This window comes from Acinetobacter sp. YH16042 (genome assembly GCF_013417245.1).
In the GTDB taxonomy this organism is placed as follows: Bacteria; Pseudomonadota; Gammaproteobacteria; order Pseudomonadales; family Moraxellaceae; genus Acinetobacter; species Acinetobacter amyesii.
Map to the genome: position 1 here is coordinate 1 of NZ_VPEJ01000031.1, position 20,976 is coordinate 20,976.

The following is a 20,976-nucleotide window of genomic DNA, read 5'->3' on the forward strand; positions in this document are numbered from 1 at the left end:
TGAAAACCTTCAAAATTCTTGCTGAGCGATATCGCAATCGAGGCAAAAGACTAGCATTAAGATTCAATCTAATTGCTGGAATTTATAACTTGGAGCTGAGTGAAAAATGACTTATGAAAGAAATCTATTATATAAGCCTTTATTTTTTAATCATTTTAAAACTCAAAATCACTTGTTAAATTTTATACAAATCTTATATTAGAGATAAATACGGGTTAAATATAGACAAAAAAGTTGTGCACATATCCTAAATTTTTTATGAGCATATCGAATTATGAAATTAAAAGGCTCAAAGTTACTTCATCGGGATGAAATTGAGGGTTTAATCAAAACTCGATTAAATAAAGTTTATTTTACGCCAAATTTAGAATCCATTTATCAGCCGCTCTACCGTGATGAAGCGGCGAAAGAATTTCGTTTTCGCGGGATCATTATTTTTTTCCTGTATGCCCTGTTATGTTCAGGGATTTATCAAGTGATCCCTGCGGGTCATGACGCAGTTTTATGGATTTCTCTGTACATTTGGGTGGAGATTATCATTCTGAGTGCATGGGTTTTATCTTTTGTTCCGCGTTTGAACCCTTATTTTGATGCTTATACTTGTTTAGGCTCGATGTGCGCTGTTGCGATCACATTTATCATCATTACCATGATAGGTAATTATCACAATGATGCGCTATTACATGCTGCCATGATGTATGCCGTGGTCATCATCTATGCCTTTGTTGGTATGCGTTTTTATACTGCCGTGGTTGCGGGTTGGTGCGGTGGCTTGATTGGATACATCATTACCAAAGCTTTTGATTTTCAAATTGACTGGACGTTCTTAAATCGTACATATACCTATAGTAGCTTTCTGGGTATGGCGATTGCCTATGTAATTGACCGTCAACACCGTGAAAACTTCTTACAAAATTGCATTATTGAACTGCATCAAAATGAGATGCAAAAACAATCTGAACAATTGAAAAAAATGACAGAGCATGACCCATTGACTGGGCTTGCAAACCGTCGTCAGTTATCTGAAGCATTAGAACAGCAATGGCGTTATGCCCTACGTCATCAACAACCGTTAAGCATCATGATGATCGATATCGATTTTTTTAAAAATTATAATGATCATTTAGGACATCAGGCGGGTGACATCTGCCTGACCCAAATTGCAGAGGTCTTATCTCAAATTACCAATCGAAGTGGTGAGTTAGCTGCGCGCTACGGTGGAGAAGAGTTTTTACTCCTCTTTCCGATGTTAACTGAAGCTGAGATTGCACCTTTGGCAGCAGATTTATTACACCGTATTCAATCACTTGAACTTCCACATCCAGCCAGCCATATTTCCAAATTTGTGACGATTAGCATCGGTACGGCAACGATCACTCCATCTGAATCTGATCAAATTCAAAAATTTATATTGGCTGCCGATCAAGCGATTTACCTTGCAAAAGGCAGCGGTCGCAACCAATATCGATTAGCTCAGGCTGAAGCGCAGCTAGATGTTTGAGTCAGTCTATCGCTTTGTGAATTTATCCATTGTTGAATTTACACACAGACTTTTTAGCGTTTATAAATAATATTTTGACTGCTTTTTTTACATGCAGACAAACCTTTTCTGGCATTTTCCTGTCACTTTTTTTGCTAGAATCAGCAACACGATTTGTTAACGTACACCTGTGGTTTTGAATGAAGAGACAATATAAATATAAGGACTTTTTCTAAATCCAATTTTCATCAAAACAGTGTTTTTCGTTTAGCAGCGCACAAATTTTTATTTTAAGGTATTTCGTTTCATGCAAGCTGATAATTCCAAAGTTGACCTTTCAACCCTGACCCCGATGATGCAACAGTACATGTCAGTCAAAATGCAAAATCCGCATTCACTGATGTTTTATCGGATGGGTGATTTTTATGAGCTCTTTTTTGAAGATGCGCATAAAGCAGCAAAACTCTTAGGAATTACACTGACGCATCGTGGTAAAGCCAATGGTGAGCCCATTCCCATGGCTGGCGTCCCGTACCACGCAGCTGAAGGCTATTTAGCCCGCCTTGTAAAAAAAGGTGAAACGGTGGTGATCTGCGAACAAATTGGTGAAGTAACTGGCAAAGGGCCAGTTGAGCGAGGAATTGTCCGTATCATTACCCCGGGAACATTAACAGACGATGCACTGATTGCCTCTCATCAAAGTTCCAATTTAGTCGCGATCTGCTTACAACAAAATCAAATCGGGATTGCTTTACTAGACCTCAGTGCAGGTATTTTTAAAGTTCAGCAAATGGACTATCAACTGGAACAATTGGCAATCGAACTTTCACGTTTAATGCCGAGCGAAATTTTGATTGATGAAGATCTCATTGACCCGAATATTGTCGAGCAAATTAAACGTCAATTAGACTGCCCTGTTACCAAGCGTCCAAATGTCGACTTCAATTTAAATAACGCGCAAAAAACGCTGTGTGACCAATTTGCAGTAGCCACACTTTCAGGTTTTGGTATTGACCATTTACCTTTGGCGAAAGCTGCCGCTGCGGCTTTGATTCACTATGCAAAAGTCACTCAAAAAACTGCTTTACCACATATCCGCAGCATTCAACTTGAACAAAGTAGTGATTTCGTGGCGCTCGACCCCGTCACTCGTCGTAACTTAGAACTGATTGATCCTTTATTTGAACATGGCACTTCCCTGTTCCAACTGATCAATGATTGCCAAACTGCGATGGGTGGCCGTCTATTAAGTCGTACCTTAATGCAGCCTTTACGAGATACCGCTTTATTGGATGCGCGTTTAGATGCTTCACAAGCGATGCTGCAAGGCTATCATGAGTCTCCGATCCGCTTAGTTCTCAAGGAAATTGGCGATATTGAACGAGTGCTATCTCGTGTAGCGCTCGGCAGTGCTCGACCACGAGACCTTGTTCAGTTACGTCAAACTTGTGCACAAATTCCCTATCTTCGACATGCACTTGAACCGATCATTCAGGCACATCAATCTAAGCTGATCGCTCAGTTAAATGATGAAATGGGTGATTTTCACGGCTTACATGAGCGTCTTATGTCTGCCATCGTAGAAAACCCGCCGGTGCTTTTACGTGATGGTAATGTGATTGCCGAGGGCTTCGACACTGAACTCGATGAACTGCGTAAAATTCGTGACCATGCAGGACAATTCCTCATTGATCTCGAAATCAAAGAGCGTGAACAAACCGGAATTTCAACCTTAAAAATTGGCTATAACCGTGTCAGTGGCTACTATATTGAACTGACTCGAGCACAGGCTGAGCAAGCACCTGATCATTATATTCGCCGCCAAACTCTAAAAAATGCGGAACGCTACATTACCCCTGAGCTGAAATCTTTTGAAGATAAGGTGCTTTCGAGTGAGTCACGTGCATTAGCGCGCGAAAAAATGCTCTTTGAGCTATTACTTGATGAGTTACGTGCAGATATTGGCAACTTACAAATGATGAGCGCCGCTATAGCGCAAATTGATTTACTGGCTAATTTTGCCCATCAAGCTCGATTACGAAATTGGTCACGTCCTGAATATAGCCCTGAAGTTGGGATCAAAATCAAAGCCGGACGTCACCCAGTTGTGGAATCTCTGAGCAAATCAGCATTTACTCCAAATGATACTAGTTTGGACTTTAATCACCGCATGGCGATTATCACAGGGCCAAATATGGGCGGTAAATCGACCTTTATGCGCCAAACTGCCTTAATCAGCTTATTAGCCTACTGTGGTAGCTTTGTCCCTGCCCAATCTGCCGTATTAGGGCCGATCGATCGGATATTTACCCGTATAGGATCTGCCGACGACTTGTCTACAGGCAAATCAACCTTCATGGTGGAAATGACTGAAACCTCACAGATTCTACATCATGCGACCAATCAATCATTGGTACTGATGGATGAAGTCGGACGTGGTACGAGTACCTATGATGGCTTATCTTTGGCGTGGGCATGTGTGCTCGATCTCACCCGTCGCATTAAATGTTTATGCCTATTTGCAACGCATTATTTTGAGCTCACCGAGTTAGGCAAAGACGCCAATATAGATAACTATCATGTGACTGCTCGTGAGCTAAATGGCAACCTGATCTTACTGCATAAAGTTCAACAAGGCCCAGCGAGTCAAAGTCATGGTCTACAGGTGGCAAAGCTTGCAGGTATTCCTGCAGCTGTGATCAAAGAAGCGCAAAATCGCCTTCATATATTAGAAACTCAGCAAAAACAGCAACTCAATACGGCTGTACAAACCGATCTATTCTCGGCACTCGCAGAGCCTGAAGTCATTGAACGCGTAGTTGAAGTTGAAAAAACATCGCCCGTACTTGATGCCTTAGCAGATATTGATATCGATAACTTAAGTCCACGTGAAGCATTACAACAGCTTTACGCTTTAAAGGATTTACTTAAGATCTAAATTGAGCAGAAGCGATAGATGAGATATGCAAAGAACACCAATGAAGGTGTTCTTTGCATTGACACCATTCAAACGCGTAAATTAGTGAATGTTTGCTATCTACTACTGCGGCTATTCAGCAATAAATTGATAAAAAATTAATGTTCTAAAATGTTTCATGCTTAAAATGCACATAAAAATATTGTTCGATAAACAGATGTAATTTAATTAGTTTTTGAGTATGATTCTCATTCATTGTGAAATTTACATAAATTGTTCAGTTTTTAGTGATTTTAACAGCACTGCATATAATAATTATCAATAAAAGGAATTGTTAGTTACCCTATTTTTTGCCTAAAATACACCATTAGTTTATTAGAACCATATTTTTTAGGTAGCTGTCGCCATGACCTTTGTTGTCACTGAAAACTGTATTAAATGTAAATATCAAGACTGCGTAGAAGTTTGCCCTGTTGACTGTTTCTATGAAGGTCCAAACTTCCTTGTTATTAATCCAGATGAATGTATCGACTGTGCGCTATGTGAACCTGAGTGTCCAGCTAACGCGATTTTCTCTGAAGATGAGTTACCTGAAGGTCAAGAAGTATTTATCGAACTTAATACTGAACTTTCTCAAAAATGGCCGAACATCACTCAAATTGGTGATCAACCTGCCGACCGTGAAGAGTGGAACGGTAAAGCTGATAAATTACAATATCTTGAAAAGTAATTTTACGCTTTCATGAAAAGATCAGCACATGCTGATCTTTTTTTATACTTAAAGCACACATTTCATTGCAAATTATTCAAATTTTCTCAATCAAATTGGATTAAAATAGAACGAGTTTATAAATAATTGATTTCTATAATGAAGCATTTACTCAAGGGATTATTGTCCGTTGCAATATTCCCTCTTGTTTTCATTGGTTGTACAACTACACCACAAAAACAAGGTCACACTATTACAACTCCCGACGGTAAACGTATTTACATACCTCAAGAAAAAGTGACGACCATCAGACAAGCCCCGCCTAAAGTGGTGCCTTATGCCTACAATTCGTGGGTCGCGTCTGTCGATAATTTACGTCGCGTTCGAGACTATGAAGTCTTTTTAGAGAAAAATGGTGTAGGCAATATCATTCCTTCATTTGAGTTGATGCGTACTGCACGTGACTGGCAAAAATGTGGTCGCTCAGAATATATGGTACCTAACCGTGAATTATGGCAAAACCAAATTGCAACCTTACGTGTCTTTAAATATTTAGTAGCTGCCAATATCTTAACGGACTTTGAAGTGACATCGGTTTATCGTGATTTGCCTTTGAACCAGTGTGCCGGTGGTGCAAGTTCATCTCGTCACTTATACAACTCTGCGATTGATTTCCGTATTGGACCTGCGTACCCGCAGCCCGAAGACTACAGTTATATTGAAAATACCAAGTTCCGTTTATGCCAATTTTGGTCACAACACGGGCAGAGTCTCAATATGGGATTAGGTTTATATGCCAGCGGACAAATTCATATTGATACTCAAGGCTACCGTACTTGGGGGCCTGATCACTCAAGTCGCTCATCAATGTGTAATTACTAAAACATTACATCGTCATATCAAGACCTCTTCGGAGGTCTTTTTTGTACATAAAATATTCAAATATAGAACAATAAATTGCGATGTTGGTGGAAAGGTTTAAAATGCTTGCATCAATCACGAGGTGCGACAACATGCAACAAATGTGGACAGACATTGATGCTTACATCGATTCACATTTAATTCCTGAAGATCCAATATTGACCCAAACACTTCAACATACGGATGAACGTGGCTTTCCTGATCATCTTGCTGTAGCGGCTAATCAAGGCATGCTGCTTCAAATGTTAATCCAAATGAACAAGTGTAAACGCGTTTTAGAACTTGGAACTTTTGCAGCCTATAGCACCATGTGGTTAGCACGTGCCTTACCTGAAGATGGTTACATTCTGACTATTGAAGGTCGTGATACACATGCTGCCCTCGGTCAAGAAAATATTGATAATGCAAAGCTTGCACAAACGATAGAACTGAAATGTGGTCGTGCGGCAGATATTTTACGTGCCCTTCCTGAAGATACCGAACCTTTTGACTTTATTTTTGTCGATGCAGACAAACAGAGCTACCCTGAATATTTAGAATTAAGCTTAAATTTATCTCATTCAGGTACAGTGATTGTTTTAGACAATGTGATTCGTGCAGGTGAGATTCTGAATGCTGAAAACCATAAACCAAGCATTGAAGGTATTCGTGATATGTTCAAAGCTATGCAAAATCATCCGAAAATTTTATCCTGCACGGCACTTCAAACTGTAGGTTGTAAAGGTCATGATGGTTTTGCAATTGCAATCGTTAAATAATCTTAATCGAGGTGTTTTTTAGACATCTTGAGTAAAGGTATAAAAAATAATCAATACAGTATTTTATTTTCAAAACAATTACTTATAAACACTGCACACAGAGTTATCCACAATTTATGAGGATAACTCTGATTGTTTTTAAATCAACTCTGTTCGTTTGCTCAACTTATTTTACAACCAACAATGGAACACTCGAATTTCTGAAAATACTGGTGGTGATACTGCCCAAGAAGAACTGATGGATTTTACTGTGGCTAAAAGCGCCAAGTACGATTAACTGAATGCCATGCTCTTGTTGATAGTCCAGAATATTTTCCGAAACATCGCCATAACGGTATTCCGTCACCACATCTAAACCGGCATTGGTTAAATAATTTTTTGGATCATCCAAGATTTGTGGGTGATCTCCAACATAAACCAAATGACATTGTAAGAGTTTGAGTAGATCACTTTGTGCCACACGCTTCATTAACTCAACGCATTTAGGCGAATATTCATAGGCAAAAATAAAGCGAGTCGGTGGTTTAAACGTTGGCCCTACAGTCATAACTGTACAACTTGCACCACGTATAAAGTTTTCAACATTACTACCAAGCGGCTTATTGCGCTCTGCTGAACGTTCACCCACGCGACCAATTAAAACAATATCGTCATCTTGCAACACATTAAAACTTTGCTCTAAGAAGTCGCCCTTTTCCTGAATATGGGTGGTTTGAATACCATGCTTATCTTGGATCATTTCAGAAATGTGTTTGAGCAAGTTATTACTATAATCTAACGCTAAATCACTTTGTTTTTGTTCTAACTCCGCGAGTTCTTTCAAGAGCATAGCATTACTTTCAAACCCAATCACGCCACTGATTTCACCTAAGTGATAACTTGCCGGATAGTAATCAAGTATTTGTAGTAAAACCAACTCGCGGTGAGTTTGTTTAGCAACCCAAGCAGCAGCATCAGCTAGTGCATTAATGCATGGAGAAGAGTCGATACAGGCGATAACTCGTTTCATGATTAGCCCTCATTTTATTATTGCTTGGCTATAAAATGTTGTTTGTTATTTTTAACTTATCACAACTCTGTTTCACTGTGCATGCATTTGTGTAAGCATAAAAATGATTTATGACCTATTTGGTGATTATTTATTCACGATATCGAATGAATTTTGCAGGATTACCCGCAATAATGGCACGTGCTTCAACATTTTTCGTCACCATACTGTTCATACCGACCACAGCCTGCTCAGCAATGTGAATGCCATCCTTGATTCCAACATGCGCACCTAGCCAAACATCACGCTCTATCTCAATCCCTTGTGAACGTACAGCTTGTTGATAGATCGGTTGATTGACATCCATTCCATGATCAAAAGCGTATAAATGGCAATATGCCGCCATACGAACCTGATCGTGAATTTTGATGCCCACTCGCCCACCATCTATAATACAGTGATGATTGATCGCCACTTCATTGCCAATTTCAATTGGGCCATGCAAAGTGCAATCTGCTGCAATAAAGCTGTTATCTCCAATAACAATCTTACGTCCCGGTTCAGCAAAAATATGAGCCAATGGCGATATAAAACAGTTTTCACCAATTTCAACGGTTTCCATCGATTTGAGATAGTCTTGATATTCCTGTTGCCAAGCTTCGGCCCAACCACGATTTTTCGGTTTAAGTGACCAATACAACCAAGGCATATAATTCAGACGATGCTTATGTTGCTCTCGATATTTCAATAATGGATCTATTTCATTCACCTTCAGCAGCCTCGATGATATGCAATTGTTCACGTCCGCGAGTTATATCCTGAATTTTTAACTGTAGCGGTTGGATTTGATGAATTTGCAATGATGTAAGTACATTTACGCCCTGCGCTGTATAGTCTTCCTGAAATTCAATTTGCTGCTGATTGAGTTCATATTGGAAAATTGCCCATTCATTAAACTGACAACTAAATTGCACTTTTTTCTTCTCAATAAGTTCAATTTTTTCAGCCTGCAACAGGCATTGACCTGCACAGCCACCATAGGCACGTACCAATCCCCCTGTCCCGAGCTTAATTCCACCATACCAACGATTAACCAAGACCAACACGTTGGTTAGGTCATTCCCTTCTATGGTTGCTAGAATGGGCCGACCTGCTGTGCCTGAAGGCTCACCATCATCATTAAAACGTACGGTATGTCCAATTTTCCATGCCCAACACTGATGTGTTGTTGAGATATCTTTATTGGCTTCGAGAAAATCTTTAATGGCTTGTTCATTTTCCACAGGAACTGCGATGGCTTGAAAACGACTTTTTTTAATGTCTTCTTCATATTCAAACTGTGCGGCGAGTGTAAATGGCATAACGTCTTTAGATCCTCTATCAACGGATATTATAGCGTTTTTTGAAAGACTTACATCCACAAAAAAGCCCCCAATACTGGAGGCTTGATTGAAGACCATTCATCTTTCGTAATCGCATGATTTTTGCAGGTCGTATTTTTAGTTTAAAGTATACTGAATTCTTGTTAATTTTTTAGATTAATCGCTCAGTTTTTGTCATTTCAGACAATAACATAAACCCGTTGAATGAAACTAGCGCCATTCAACGGGAAATTCCTTATTTTATTCAATTAAACGGTAAAATCATCACCAAGATAAACTTTACGTACAGTTTCATCCGCAAGGACTTCTTCTGGAGTACCTTCTGCAATCACTGAACCTTCGCTCACGATATAAGCATGCTCACAAATCGCAAGGGTTTCACGCACATTATGGTCAGTAATTAATACACCAATACCACGATCTTTCAATGTTCGGATAATGTCTTTGATATCACCCACTGAAATAGGATCAACCCCTGCAAAAGGTTCATCGAGCAACATAAATTTAGGGTCTGCCGCTAAAGCACGCGCGATTTCCGCACGACGACGCTCACCACCCGACACACTCATACCAAGAGAATCTTTGATGTGTGTGATTTTAAAGTCGGCAAGCAATTCCGTTAAACGTTGCTGACGTTGTTGCTTATTTAGATCTTTACGGGTTTCTAAAATCGACATGATATTTTCAGAAATGGTTAATTTTCTAAAAATAGATGCTTCTTGAGGTAGATAACCAATACCTTTACGTGCGCGCTCATGCATTGCTAAGTCAGACAAATCAAGATCATCTAAATGAATCTCACCTTTATCCATACGCACCAGGCCAACAACCATATAGAAACTTGTGGTTTTACCTGCACCATTTGGACCAAGTAAACCCACAATTTGACCACTTTGCATGCTAAAGGATACATCCTTTACCACCCAACGCTTACTGTAGTTTTTGGCTAAATGTTTAATACATAAAGTTTGAACTTGCGAGGTTTGCTCCATTAATCACGTGCTCCTGGGAAGGACTTAGTGCTTGACGGTGGAATCACGATTTGAACACGACCTGAAGAAGATCCAGATTTATTTGGTGTACCTTCGGCAACGATGTCACCTTTATTCATACTGTATTTCAGGCTATTACCACGAATACTTGCACCATCTTGTTGTAACAAAGCACCACCCGTCATGGTGATAATACCCGTTTCAGCATTGTAGACGATCTTCTGAGCTTGGCCTTTTGCAAAGCCTTTGGCAGGATCAGTTTTTTGTTGGAAATGTGCTGGTCCGCCCGTTGCTGTAATCGTACTGATCTCTTTTTTGCTGTTTAAGTTCGCAACGATTGAGTTTGCCTGCAGCTTCATTGAACCCTGTTCAATGATGACATTACCGGTATACGTCGTAATCCCGGTTTTTTCATTAAACGTTGCACGATCGGCAACCAATGAAATCGGTTGATTACGATCTGAAGGCAAAGCAAAAGCTGCAACTGAACATAACGCCAGTGAACCGAGTAGCGCTGTACGTTTTAGGAAAGTTTTTGCAGTTTTTCGATTAAAATTATGGTTCATACTTTCCTCGAATATTAAAAAATTCGTATTGACCGTCGTTTAAATTTGCTTTTAAACCTTGGCTGACAAATTCGGCTTGTGGTGAAATCACCGTTACAGTCTTGTCCGTTTCTATTTCACGCTTTTTTGGAAAAGCAGTTAGTTCCTCAGTACGAAACTCCATTTGCCCTTCACGCATCAATTTCGTTGCAACCACATTGTCACTCAGTACGACTTTTTGGTTATCATCCATACCATTGGCTTGTTTGGCAAAGAACGTGGCATCGACAGCACCATCTTGATAGGTCGATGCTTTCAGATTGACCAAATGAGAAGTTTGCTTTTGCAAATCCTGCTCAAGTCGATCGACTTGCGCACGAATATGCAATTTTCCCTGCTCATCAGTCTGCGTCAGGTTAATGTTTTCAGCTGAGTAAGTCATACTTTTCGAAGAGTCCGCCTGAAGCTTATTACCCTTTCCACCGAAATAGTAAAAACCACCGCTTACAGCAGCAATGACCACAGCTGTCACGTATAAAACTTTAGTATCCATAAGCGGAGATTCAATCCAATGACTGCATCAATTTATTAATAAGGTGCACTTGCATATTTTTCAAGTAGTTCCTGGTATACACCTTTAGACACTAAAAGCATATCGCAAATTTCACGAACAGCACCACGTCCACCCATCGCCTGAGTGACAAGATCTGCACGGCGACGTACTTCTAAATGTCCATTCGGCACGGTCACTTTCATCCCTGCAATAGCAAAGGCTGAAAGATCGGGCCAGTCATCACCCATATATAGGCAATCTGAAGGATCAATACCGAACTGTGCGCAGGCTTCTGTCAAAGCAACGCCTTTGTCTTCACGACCTTGAAAAACCAAGTCCACACCTAAGTCAGACATGCGTTTTTCAACAATATTACTTTTACGGCCGGTAATAATGATGACTTTGATACCCGCTTTTTGCACCAACTTCATGCCTAAGCCATCACGAATATCAAAAGATTTGATTTCATCGCCGCTATTGGTCAACGTTACAAATCCATCACTTAAAATTCCATCTACATCCAGTACTAGTGCTTCTATGTGACGCGCTTGTTCTAGCAATACATACGATGCCATTTTCTTAATTTACCCCAGCCTGAATCAAATCATGCATGCTGATAATCCCAATCACTTTATTGACATCATCAACAACTACAAATTGTGTAATTTTCTTTTCGTTCATACGTTCTAAAGCATGTACCGCGCGTTCTTCTTGTGAAATGGTCAAAGGATTTTTAATCATCACTTCTGAGACTTTCATATTCACATCAAAGCCTTGCTGTTTATCAATCAAACGACGTAAGTCACCGTCGGTAAAGATACCCAATAAGGTATCGTTTTCATCGACAATCGTGGTGAGTCCCAAACGTTTATTTGAAATTTCATACAGAACTTTATTCATTGGTGTCTCTGGCGACACTTTGGGTAAGTCTTCACCTGTATGCATTAGATGTTTTACATGCAATAACAAACGCTTACCCAACGCTCCAGCAGGATGAGAGCGTGCAAAATCATCCGAGGTAAAGCCACGTGCATCCAATAAAGCAACCGCAAGGGCATCACCTAAGGCTAATGTTGCAGTGGTACTTGAGGTCGGAGCTAGCCCCAAAGGGCATGCTTCTTGAATATTACCCAAGGTCAATGCGACATCGGCATTTTGTGGCATTGGGCCTTTATTGTCGCCACTCATGGTAATTAGAGGAATGCCCAAATGTTTGATCAATGGCATCAGCATCATAATTTCATCACTCTTACCTGAGTTTGAAATTGCAATGAGCACATCTCCTTTAACCAACATGCCCAAATCACCATGCCCAGCTTCACCCGGATGCATGAAGAAAGATGGCGTACCTGTCGAGGCAAACGTAGCGGCCATTTTACGACCGATATGCCCCGATTTGCCCATACCAGTAATCACTAAACGCCCTTTGCACTGTAAAATGATTTCGCAGGCTTGGCTAAAACGATCATCTATTTGCGTCGCTAATACTTGTAAAGCATGCTCTTCAATACGCAAAGTTTCTAATGCGACTTTCTGAAAATCGACTTGATTCGGCATATTTGGTGGATTCAAAGTTGTTATACCTTAAGCCGTGAGAGGTGCGCTCTCACTTTCAAAATAAAAAATTTTCACAATTTTATCATATCTATGCAAATAGCACGTTTCCAAATGTATAAGAATTCATGAATTATGCAGAAAAGATGCATTTCTTCTTTTTTATCTTAGGAACAGATAAATTGAATTAAACTCTCAAATGAAATTCAGCCCGAATCAAATGAGCCTTCAACTTCTTTTTCCAGCAATACAATTACATCAAGCATTAAAAAATATCTGCTTTTTTGGGTTTTAACTTTATGAAAAAAAATGCTTAGGTTAAGATGAGCCATCTTTTGGTAGAAACAATTTGAAGACCTATGCAACCTTTTGTTCTATATAACTCAGAGCAACGTAAAAAAGTAGAATTCGTACCTCGTAAAGAAGGACATATCGACATGTATGTCTGTGGAATGACCGTGTATGACTACTGTCATATTGGTCATGCTCGAGTTATGGTTGCATTCGACTACATTATCCGTTTCCTGCGCAGTCAGGGCTGGAACGTTAAATACGTTCGCAACATTACCGATATTGACGACAAAATCATTGCCCGTGCCAATGAAAATGGCGAAAGCATTACTGCTTTAACCGATCGCTTTATCAAGGCCATGAACGAAGATGCTGCCAATTTAGGTTGTGCAGCACCTGATGAAGCACCACGTGCAACAGACTATATCGATCAAATGCAGAATATGATTGGTAACTTAGTCAACAAAGGTACAGCATATCCATCTGCAAATGGCGATGTTTATTTTGAAGTTGAAAAGTTTGCCAAATATGGTCGTCTTTCGGGTCGTAAACTTGACGATATGCAGGCTGGTGCTTCTGAACGCGTTGATGTAGAAGTAGAAAAGAAACATCCTTTTGACTTCGTGCTTTGGAAACATGCCAAAGAAAATGAACCTTCTTGGGCTTCGCCTTGGGGCAATGGCCGTCCGGGCTGGCATATTGAATGTTCAGCGATGTCGACCTGCTGCTTAGGCAACCATTTTGATATTCATGGTGGCGGTTCAGACTTAACTTTCCCGCATCATGAAAATGAAATTGCGCAATCTGAGGCATCTACTGGCGAACAGTATGTTAATTACTGGATGCATGTCGGCTTTATTAATGTCGATGGCGAAAAAATGTCGAAGTCTTTAGGTAACTTCTTCACTATTCGTGATGTGATGGATAAATTCCACCCTGAAGTGATTCGCTTCTTTATTGTGTCATCACATTACCGTAGCCCAGTAAACTTCTCTGACACTGCTTTAAAAGAAGCGAAAAATACCCTTTCCCGTTTCTATCATTCATTTAAAGCTTATCAGCAAGTCTATGGTGAAAAAACCGTAGAAACTTTGGATGATGCTTTAGTTGAGCGCTTTAATGCCGCTATGCGTGATGATTTCAACACCGCAGAAGCAATTGCGGTATTGTTTGAAGTCAACAAAGAATTGAACCGTGCCGTAAAAGATGAAAATGCTGAACAAGCGGCTGTGTATTATTCGACATTGCGTCACTTGACCAATATTTTAGGTTTGGTGCAACACAATGTGGATGATTTCCTGAAATCTGATATCGGTCAGGAAGCATTAGGCTTATCAGAAGAACAGATTGAAGATTTAATTCAAAAACGTAAAGATGCGAAAAAAGCCAAAGAATTTGCCAAAGCAGATGACATTCGCCAATCTTTGTTAGATCAAGGGGTTGTTCTTGAAGATACTCGTCAAGGCACTATTTGGCGCCGTGCTGATTAATTAAGCAAACAGAAGCATAGAGAGTTGACAGTTGTGTGAAATTCTCTATAATTCACCTCATTGCGGGAATAGCTCAGTTGGTAGAGCATAACCTTGCCAAGGTTGGGGTCGGGAGTTCGAGTCTCCTTTCCCGCTCCAGAATACGAAAAACCCTCATCGAAAGATGAGGGTTTTTTTATGTTTAAATTTTTCTTCAAAGGCTTATTTTTAGATTTATTTACTCATGTTATGCACATAAAAGTCATTTCGCATTTTTAAAATAATATTTACGTCTATTCGACGAAGTCTTACATTTAGGGATTAAATACAGGGATTAGCCTTCGGCTGGGGGTACTTTACGAAACGTTGTTTCTCATTCGGCAAAATGAGAAGCGTGCTTCGCAAGGAGACCATTTTGCGGTGCAATGCACCTCACCAACAAAACTCGTTCACTACCGTCAAATTATTCAACGTATCGCAAAAACATTTTGATTAGAAGTCGTCCTGTCTCAAACAATTGCGGATGACATTACCGCGTATCTTTATTATTTGAAGCAAAGTACGCTTCTGATGCTACTGCGTCACCTCAGTTATTTATTATATTGTAGCGACGTTAATAGGCCTTAATTTTCCCCCAACGAATAAGGCTTTCCTTATTGCAATATGACCTTTCGCCTACCTGTTAAAAAATAATCAGATGAAATGCTCATCTTGGTTATTCTCCTCAATTTTTCTCCATAATTTTCCGTTATTCTTTGCCAAAATTACATTTGGACAACCAAATAATGCACGGCGCGCACACCACACTCAAACTGACCAGCTTAAGTTACGCATTACTTACGATCTCAACATCAATTTGGGCCGCAGATACTGTTCAAAATCCCCAAGAATCTGCAGCAGTTCAGCAAATGGAAGCTTTAACATTTGAAGTTCCAACAGCAAGCACTAAGCCCAAAGACCCAGATATCAGTGCTGTCGCAAAAACCATCATAAGCCGTGATGAAATGTTGAAATTTGGCGATCAGTCCATCAATGATGCACTGCGTCGTGCTGCAGGGTTTCAACTCCCCGGTGCCGGCGGTGGTCCACGTGGTGGTGCAGGTGCTGGCGGCATGCGTTTTCGTGGTGGTGGCGCACCCGTGTTTTTAATCAATGGTGAACCTGTACAAGGTGGTCCTCGTGGGGGCATGTCAATTGTTGATAGCATTACACCGGAAATGATCGAACGCCTTGAAATCACCAAACAACCAAGTGTAGCTCAAGGCTCGGTTGCTTCATCTGCTGTCATTAATATTATTTTAAAAGAACCATTGAATGGCACGCGTTTGAGTGGTTCTGTACGTGCTGGTTATGGTCTAACCAAATCAAATACACGTGAAGAAGAACGCACCAATTTAAACTTTCAAATGGATGGTCGTTCAGACCCTTGGATCTATAGTTTATCTGGGAGCCAAATGTGGAATGATTCAGATACGCTCACCCGCACACAAGATGCAACAGGGACGAAAACTCAAAAACGCATCACCAATCGTACGTCGCAAATGCTCACCCCACGTGTTGAATATCAACTTGATGATCAACAAAAATTGGTCGCTGAAATGTTTTATCGCAACAATGAAAGCGAAGGCACAAGTGGCTCCCAAGTCCAAAAAGATAAAAATGACAGCATTCGACTCAACACACGATATGAGCGTAAAGACCAAGGCAATTCCGACAAAATTCGCTTATCAATCGAGCAGCAAAATGAAACAGAATTAACAGAGTATAGAGATTCTCAATCGTATATTGATGAACAAATTAATGAATATGGCTTAGGCTATGACGGTGTCCGCAAGTTCGACTCAAAACGCCAAATAAAATTTGGTACTGATCTACGTAGCAATGAACTTGAAAGCAATATTGCAAAGACCTTAGATGAACAATTGTATGCTGCCTATGTTGAAGGAAGTTGGAAATATACGCCGCGCCAAACCTTAACTTTAGGTGTACGCCAAGAGTGGATTGATCGTTCAGGTTTAGTGGATTATCAAGATCAGCATTTAAGTCCTGTATTAGCACACCGTTTTGACTTTAATGACCAGTGGTCACTTCAAACCAATTTGAGTCAGGCTTTTAAAAACCCACGTAGCAATCAATTAATGCCGACTATTTCAGTTTCTACAGATAGCGATGCAGGGAAACTAAACAATCCTGATCGTGGTGGTAATCCTGACCTAAGACCTGAAACTATTAATGCTTACGAAACAACCTTAGGCTATAACACCCCTGCTGGAGGTGTAAATATCACTGCATATTATCGAGAAATTAATGACTATATCGAAAAATCGATCCTGTCAGAAAATGCTACAGGCGGTCGTTGCGAAACGGGAAATACCGATTGCCGTTTTGTCGAACGCCCATATAACCAAGACAGTGCAACTACTTATGGTGTGGAAATTGCTGGACGTTATGCACTGAAGCAAACGGAGAATGGTCATTCATTTATGTTGAATGCTCAGCTTTCAACTGTACGTGCAAAAATTGAAGAAACTGACGGCTCTGACCGTTTGGCAAGTGATGTTGCACCTTATACCGCAAGTGCTGGTTTATCTTATAATTATCAACCGTGGCGTATAGCAACTAGTGTGAATCTCAATTATACCCCTGAATATACACGTGCGCTGAGTAACGAACCGTACAATCGCACCAGCAATGAACGCGTCAATATGGATGTGAGTTTTACTAAACGCTTTGATCAAAATTGGTCTGCATCGGTGAATGCACGTAATATTCTCAGCTCAGATTATAAAGAAGTGTTAAAAGAACAAAGTTCTGGCGCGCTGTATCAATCACGTATTAATGAAGCAATTCCAAGCTTTATGTTTACCTTAGAAAAGAAATTTTAAACCGTTTCTAAGAGACTGCTAAGAGATTCAAAATAAAAAACCGATACGGACAACGTATCGGTTTTTTTATGCATACACGACCGCAAACTAGCGCTCTATTGCCTTCAACATTTTCGCAATTTTGAGGGTATGTTCCTTCTGCCCTTTTTTCTCTAAGACCTTTTGCTCAACCCACCATAAATATTCAAAAATTTCTGATTCACTTGAATCCTCTTGAATTAATTTAAAAATATTGGGCAAATAATCATCATATTCATCACGTAAAGCAGGAATACGGCGAATCCCTAAGGGGTCCCATTCCTTTAATAAAATTTTATGTATCGCATGCAAGAGACTAGCATCTCGATTATGTTTTGACTGCATACAAGTTCCCTGGCTTATATTTTTTACTTTTAAAATCAGTTATCTAATTATGTGATGATATTAAAAGAAAAATGAACTGTTGTTTGTCGAAGATTTCATCATACGCATCTCTAAACGCTTTTCCATTGGTTTTTCATCTTTTTTTTATATCAAACCAAAGCTTTATCTAAATTTCATGCACTTTTTCTCATAAATTTTGCCAATAATCCCTTTAGAGAATCCCTTACTTCACAGTACAAAGGTTTTAAATGCTAAGTTCAACGATCGAACCTAATCACTCAAAGAGTGAAACAATACGCTTCAGCCAACTTCTATATTTATCTCTTTTCGTAATTGTGAAAAATTTACAGTTTTCCTTTTTATTCTCCGACAATTCAAGCTACATTCTATTTTGAAATTTTAATCCTGAAAAATCCCTATGAGTACTGCATTAAACGAAACCATTTACGTCATTCAACACCTTGCATTTGAAGATTTGGGTTCATTGGAAGATGTATTTTATCAACTGGGTCATCGGGTGAGATACTTCGAAGCTGGTGTCGATGACCTGAGTAAAGCTATGCAACATACAGGGCTTACCATCATTTTGGGCGGCCCGATCGGAGTTTATGAAACTAATGACTACCCTTTCCTACAAAAAGAAATAGACTTACTTAAAGTACGTTTAGAGAGTAATTTACCGACTTTAGGCATTTGCTTAGGTGCTCAGCTTATTGCGTATGCATTGGGAGCGAAAGTTTATGCAGGTCATAGCAAAGAAATCGGTTGGAGTAACTTAGAACTTGATGCTATTGCTGACAATATATTAGCGCCATTAGATCAAGTGCCTGTACTGCATTGGCATGGTGATACCTTTGATTTACCTGTAAATGCACAGTTACTCGCCAGCTCAGCAATTTATCCAAATCAAGCGTTTAGCTATGGGCCCAATATTCTAGCTCTACAGTTTCATATTGAAGCAGAAACACAGGCCATGGAAAAATGGCTAATTGGGCATACATGTGAACTGCATAAAGCACAAATTAACATCCCAAATTTACGCATGGAAAGCCAACAACATGCACCTCATTTAGAACGTGTTGCTCCCCTTATTTTGCAACAATTCTTACAACAGCTTGAGCTTTAAAACAGCTATTAATTTAAAGCTAAATGGCTTATAACGGTTGCACTTCAAAACGTATAAGCCATTAGAATGACTCCCTTACTCAGCATTGCGCTCATCCACTTTTTTGCTCTCATCAGCCCAGGCCCAGACTTCTTTTTTGTCACTCAAAGTGCTATTCGACAATCCAGATCACATGCATTATTTGCCGCATTAGGTATATCACTTAGTATTTTAGTTTGGTCAATTTGTGCAATAAGTGGCTTACATTTTCTATTTCAAAAAATGGCTTGGTTACAACAATGCCTCATGATTTTGGGTGGCTTATATCTTTTATATTTAGGCTCTCAGTTATTAAAATCTGCATGGAGTAAAGACCTCGGCACAATAACGAAACCAACCGAGCAAGCTGTACAGAAAAAATCGCCTTTGACGCTGTTATTCCAAGGTTTCTTGACCAATATGGCCAATCCTAAAGCATTGGTTTATTTCACTAGTGTATTTTCCATTGGGATCAGTGCAAAGGTCAGCATTTTTGATCAAAGCTCTTTATTGGCTTTAGTCTTTATTGAAAGTTTGATTTGGTTTGCATTGGTTGCGGTCTTATTCTCAGCACCTAAAATGACCCATTACTATCAAAAATTTAGTAAAAAAATTGACGCCATTACCGGTGGAATTTTCATCAGTTTTGGCTGCCTATTGCTGCTCAATCGCAGTTGATCACACACCAGTTAAATAAGACATAAAAAAGCACCCAAATGGGTGCTTTCTTAACTTAGCTGAGGGAGCTAAATCTTATTTCGCTGCTGCCTTTGCTGTAGATACAGCCGCTTCAGTCGTAATATTTACCGTAATTTTGTCGCCTACATTTGGTACATATGCACCGACACCAAATGCTGAACGATCAAAAGAAGTCGTTGCATTGAAACCAATCGTTTCCGCCTTAGTCATTGGGTGAACGGCTTGCTTGTTCAATACAGCATCCAATACCACTGGTTTAGTCACATTTTTAACTGTTAAATCACCCGTAATTTTGTATTTAGTTTTGCTGATGGCTTGAACTTTTGTACTTTTAAACGTGATATTTGGATATTTTTCAGCATCAAAGAAATCAGCTGTTTTTAAATGATCATCTAATGCTTTGACATTGGTATTTAAGCTCGATAATGGAATCGTCACATTCACAGACGAATTTGCAGGTTTTGCATTATCGACATTAATTGTCCCTTGAATGTCACTAAAGTTTGCAGAAGGCGTTGAGAAACCAAAATGATTCCAAGTAAATACTGTTGCTGTATGAGTAGGATCAATTTGATAGGCAACAGGTTTTGCCATAGAAATTGTTGTAACTGATGCTACCGCCAAACCGATTGTTAATGCTTTAAAGTTCATGTTTTTATCTCACTATCGAATACTATTAAGTCTATAGGTTTTTAACCGTATTACAGCTTTAAAGATAAAACGTTTTGTTGCATGTTTAGAACGATAGTTTTGTAAAATCTGTAGCAGCATCTACAACCACTCTCAATTATTAAATTTCCCATATATTTCAAATAATTAATAATTTAATTGATCCATGAGTTATTTATCCTAAATTTAGGAAACATCAACCTATCTGAGTCGTAGGTTTTCTAAACAAATCCACTTAAGATTTTTAGACATCATAAAAATCTGAGTACCCAAAAATGACAGAACAATCGCTGGCTATTGAAAAAGCCTTAAATACTAAAACGCCCAAAGATGTCGTTTTGGCATTTCTTATGAATACTTCAAAAGAACTCGTCGAAAATGCAACTCAGCTACTGGTAGCCGAAGACGCAGCGTATGTTTCCCTAAACTTCAGCAACCCAGAACTGAAACAAATTGAGCCATGGGCTGGGTCTGGCACAGGCAGAGCCATCTATATTTATACCTTTGCCAACGTAGGCACTTACTGGAATATAGAGGTGGTTCCACTTGTTTGAACAACTAAAAGCGTATTTATAAGTGATATTCCGCTCTAGTTAAGCCACCTTGTTTTGTTGGGGTAGCTGATCATAGTAAAACTCATTTGGTGTCATTTTGTCT

20 protein-coding genes, 1 tRNA gene and 1 pseudogene are annotated in these 20,976 nt (G+C 39.6%); 12 read left to right on the forward strand and 10 right to left on the reverse strand.

Going from position 1 to position 20,976, the window contains the following annotated elements:
• The 6 genes and pseudogenes from FTV37_RS15120 to FTV37_RS15145 form a co-directional block, all read left to right on the forward strand.
• A pseudogene (locus tag FTV37_RS15120) lies at positions 1-110 on the forward strand (IS5/IS1182 family transposase); the annotation flags it as partial.
• A 164-nt stretch (positions 111-274) separates the two neighbouring features.
• Positions 275-1,501 carry a diguanylate cyclase gene (locus FTV37_RS15125; RefSeq protein ID WP_180064207.1) on the forward strand — a complete coding sequence of 409 codons (1,227 nt, stop codon included), beginning with the start codon at positions 275-277 and terminating at the stop codon, positions 1,499-1,501.
• 286 nt (positions 1,502-1,787) lie between these two features.
• Positions 1,788-4,418 (forward strand): DNA mismatch repair protein MutS, encoded by a 2,631-nt coding sequence (gene mutS, locus FTV37_RS15130; protein ID WP_180064208.1) that lies wholly within the window; start codon positions 1,788-1,790, stop codon positions 4,416-4,418.
• Between the two features lie 385 nt (positions 4,419-4,803).
• Positions 4,804-5,127, forward strand: a complete 324-nt coding sequence (gene fdxA / locus FTV37_RS15135) for a ferredoxin FdxA (RefSeq protein ID WP_004651686.1) — start codon at positions 4,804-4,806, stop codon at positions 5,125-5,127.
• A 138-nt stretch (positions 5,128-5,265) separates the two neighbouring features.
• The gene (locus FTV37_RS15140) at positions 5,266-5,988 is read left to right on the forward strand and encodes a D-Ala-D-Ala carboxypeptidase family metallohydrolase (protein ID WP_078188751.1); all 723 of its coding nucleotides are present in this window, start codon (positions 5,266-5,268) and stop codon (positions 5,986-5,988) included.
• A gap of 131 nt (positions 5,989-6,119) precedes the next feature.
• Complete coding sequence (locus FTV37_RS15145; RefSeq protein ID WP_078193558.1) at positions 6,120-6,785, forward strand: O-methyltransferase; 666 nt, start codon at positions 6,120-6,122, stop codon at positions 6,783-6,785.
• Positions 6,786-6,951: 166 nt separating this feature from the next.
• Here the strand turns inward: FTV37_RS15145 and FTV37_RS15150 are convergent, their stop codons facing one another.
• The 8 genes from FTV37_RS15150 to FTV37_RS15185 all read right to left on the reverse strand — a co-directional run bounded on the left by FTV37_RS15150 (position 6,952) and on the right by FTV37_RS15185 (position 12,802).
• On the reverse strand, positions 6,952-7,794 hold the full coding sequence (locus tag FTV37_RS15150) for a universal stress protein (RefSeq protein WP_078188753.1): 843 nt from the start codon (positions 7,792-7,794) through the stop codon (positions 6,952-6,954).
• A 130-nt stretch (positions 7,795-7,924) separates the two neighbouring features.
• Entirely contained in the window at positions 7,925-8,542 is a 618-nt protein-coding gene (locus FTV37_RS15155; protein ID WP_180064209.1) for an acyltransferase, read from the reverse strand.
• Entirely contained in the window at positions 8,535-9,134 is a 600-nt protein-coding gene (locus FTV37_RS15160) for a YigZ family protein (protein WP_180064210.1), read from the reverse strand. Before FTV37_RS15160 ends, FTV37_RS15155 begins: the two co-directional genes overlap by 8 nt.
• 269 nt (positions 9,135-9,403) lie before the next feature.
• Positions 9,404-10,147: an LPS export ABC transporter ATP-binding protein gene (gene lptB, locus FTV37_RS15165; RefSeq protein WP_078188759.1), complete on the reverse strand. Its 744-nt coding sequence runs from the start codon at positions 10,145-10,147 to the stop codon at positions 9,404-9,406.
• On the reverse strand, positions 10,147-10,713 hold the full coding sequence (lptA, locus tag FTV37_RS15170) for a lipopolysaccharide transport periplasmic protein LptA (RefSeq protein ID WP_168377635.1): 567 nt from the start codon (positions 10,711-10,713) through the stop codon (positions 10,147-10,149). Before lptA ends, lptB begins: the two co-directional genes overlap by 1 nt.
• On the reverse strand, positions 10,703-11,245 hold the full coding sequence (lptC, locus tag FTV37_RS15175; protein WP_180027055.1) for an LPS export ABC transporter periplasmic protein LptC: 543 nt from the start codon (positions 11,243-11,245) through the stop codon (positions 10,703-10,705). Before lptC ends, lptA begins: the two co-directional genes overlap by 11 nt.
• A gap of 35 nt (positions 11,246-11,280) precedes the next feature.
• Positions 11,281-11,820: an HAD family hydrolase gene (locus FTV37_RS15180; RefSeq protein WP_078188762.1), complete on the reverse strand. Its 540-nt coding sequence runs from the start codon at positions 11,818-11,820 to the stop codon at positions 11,281-11,283.
• A gap of 4 nt (positions 11,821-11,824) precedes the next feature.
• Entirely contained in the window at positions 11,825-12,802 is a 978-nt protein-coding gene (locus FTV37_RS15185) for an SIS domain-containing protein (protein ID WP_078193567.1), read from the reverse strand.
• A gap of 356 nt (positions 12,803-13,158) precedes the next feature.
• Between FTV37_RS15185 and cysS the strand changes: the two genes are divergently transcribed.
• The 3 genes from cysS (at position 13,159) to FTV37_RS15200 (ending at position 17,444) form a co-directional block, all read left to right on the forward strand.
• Positions 13,159-14,580 (forward strand): cysteine--tRNA ligase, encoded by a 1,422-nt coding sequence (gene cysS, locus FTV37_RS15190; protein WP_180022703.1) that lies wholly within the window; start codon positions 13,159-13,161, stop codon positions 14,578-14,580.
• Positions 14,581-14,642: 62 nt separating this feature from the next.
• Positions 14,643-14,718, forward strand: a tRNA-Gly gene (locus FTV37_RS15195).
• 626 nt (positions 14,719-15,344) lie between these two features.
• A complete protein-coding gene (locus tag FTV37_RS15200; RefSeq protein WP_180064211.1) occupies positions 15,345-17,444 on the forward strand; it encodes a TonB-dependent siderophore receptor in 2,100 nt (699 codons plus the stop codon).
• Positions 17,445-17,531: 87 nt separating this feature from the next.
• Here FTV37_RS15200 and FTV37_RS15205 read toward each other — a convergent pair whose 3' ends face one another.
• Positions 17,532-17,807, reverse strand: a complete 276-nt coding sequence (locus FTV37_RS15205; RefSeq protein WP_078193570.1) for a hypothetical protein — start codon at positions 17,805-17,807, stop codon at positions 17,532-17,534.
• A gap of 418 nt (positions 17,808-18,225) precedes the next feature.
• Here FTV37_RS15205 and FTV37_RS15210 point away from each other — a divergent pair, with 418 nt between their 5' ends.
• Together FTV37_RS15210 and FTV37_RS15215 are read left to right on the forward strand one after the other, a co-directional pair.
• Complete coding sequence (locus FTV37_RS15210; protein WP_180064212.1) at positions 18,226-18,933, forward strand: glutamine amidotransferase; 708 nt, start codon at positions 18,226-18,228, stop codon at positions 18,931-18,933.
• A 66-nt stretch (positions 18,934-18,999) separates the two neighbouring features.
• A complete protein-coding gene (locus FTV37_RS15215) occupies positions 19,000-19,629 on the forward strand; it encodes a LysE family transporter (RefSeq protein WP_180007745.1) in 630 nt (209 codons plus the stop codon).
• A 75-nt stretch (positions 19,630-19,704) separates the two neighbouring features.
• Here the strand turns inward: FTV37_RS15215 and FTV37_RS15220 are convergent, their stop codons facing one another.
• Positions 19,705-20,301: a YceI family protein gene (locus tag FTV37_RS15220; protein WP_078188771.1), complete on the reverse strand. Its 597-nt coding sequence runs from the start codon at positions 20,299-20,301 to the stop codon at positions 19,705-19,707.
• 293 nt (positions 20,302-20,594) lie between these two features.
• On the opposite strand from FTV37_RS15220, the gene FTV37_RS15225 reads away from it, so the two are divergent.
• Entirely contained in the window at positions 20,595-20,873 is a 279-nt protein-coding gene (locus FTV37_RS15225) for a hypothetical protein (protein WP_218947623.1), read from the forward strand.
• Positions 20,874-20,976: the final 103 nt, after the last annotated feature.

Coding starts and splice junctions, on each gene's coding strand:
- FTV37_RS15125 (WP_180064207.1), top strand. CDS start 275: ATGAAATTAAAAGGCTCAAAGTTACTTCATCGGGATGAAATTGAGGGT.
- mutS (WP_180064208.1), top strand. CDS start 1,788: ATGCAAGCTGATAATTCCAAAGTTGACCTTTCAACCCTGACCCCGATG.
- fdxA (WP_004651686.1), top strand. CDS start 4,804: ATGACCTTTGTTGTCACTGAAAACTGTATTAAATGTAAATATCAAGAC.
- FTV37_RS15140 (WP_078188751.1), top strand. CDS start 5,266: ATGAAGCATTTACTCAAGGGATTATTGTCCGTTGCAATATTCCCTCTT.
- FTV37_RS15145 (WP_078193558.1), top strand. CDS start 6,120: ATGCAACAAATGTGGACAGACATTGATGCTTACATCGATTCACATTTA.
- FTV37_RS15150 (WP_078188753.1), bottom strand. CDS start 7,794: ATGAAACGAGTTATCGCCTGTATCGACTCTTCTCCATGCATTAATGCA.
- FTV37_RS15160 (WP_180064210.1), bottom strand. CDS start 9,134: ATGCCATTTACACTCGCCGCACAGTTTGAATATGAAGAAGACATTAAA.
- lptB (WP_078188759.1), bottom strand. CDS start 10,147: ATGGAGCAAACCTCGCAAGTTCAAACTTTATGTATTAAACATTTAGCC.
- lptA (WP_168377635.1), bottom strand. CDS start 10,713: ATGAACCATAATTTTAATCGAAAAACTGCAAAAACTTTCCTAAAACGT.
- lptC (WP_180027055.1), bottom strand. CDS start 11,245: ATGGATACTAAAGTTTTATACGTGACAGCTGTGGTCATTGCTGCTGTA.
- FTV37_RS15180 (WP_078188762.1), bottom strand. CDS start 11,820: ATGGCATCGTATGTATTGCTAGAACAAGCGCGTCACATAGAAGCACTA.
- FTV37_RS15185 (WP_078193567.1), bottom strand. CDS start 12,802: ATGCCGAATCAAGTCGATTTTCAGAAAGTCGCATTAGAAACTTTGCGT.
- cysS (WP_180022703.1), top strand. CDS start 13,159: ATGCAACCTTTTGTTCTATATAACTCAGAGCAACGTAAAAAAGTAGAA.
- FTV37_RS15200 (WP_180064211.1), top strand. CDS start 15,345: ATGCACGGCGCGCACACCACACTCAAACTGACCAGCTTAAGTTACGCA.
- FTV37_RS15205 (WP_078193570.1), bottom strand. CDS start 17,807: ATGCAGTCAAAACATAATCGAGATGCTAGTCTCTTGCATGCGATACAT.
- FTV37_RS15210 (WP_180064212.1), top strand. CDS start 18,226: ATGAGTACTGCATTAAACGAAACCATTTACGTCATTCAACACCTTGCA.
- FTV37_RS15215 (WP_180007745.1), top strand. CDS start 19,000: ATGACTCCCTTACTCAGCATTGCGCTCATCCACTTTTTTGCTCTCATC.
- FTV37_RS15220 (WP_078188771.1), bottom strand. CDS start 20,301: ATGAACTTTAAAGCATTAACAATCGGTTTGGCGGTAGCATCAGTTACA.
- FTV37_RS15225 (WP_218947623.1), top strand. CDS start 20,595: ATGACAGAACAATCGCTGGCTATTGAAAAAGCCTTAAATACTAAAACG.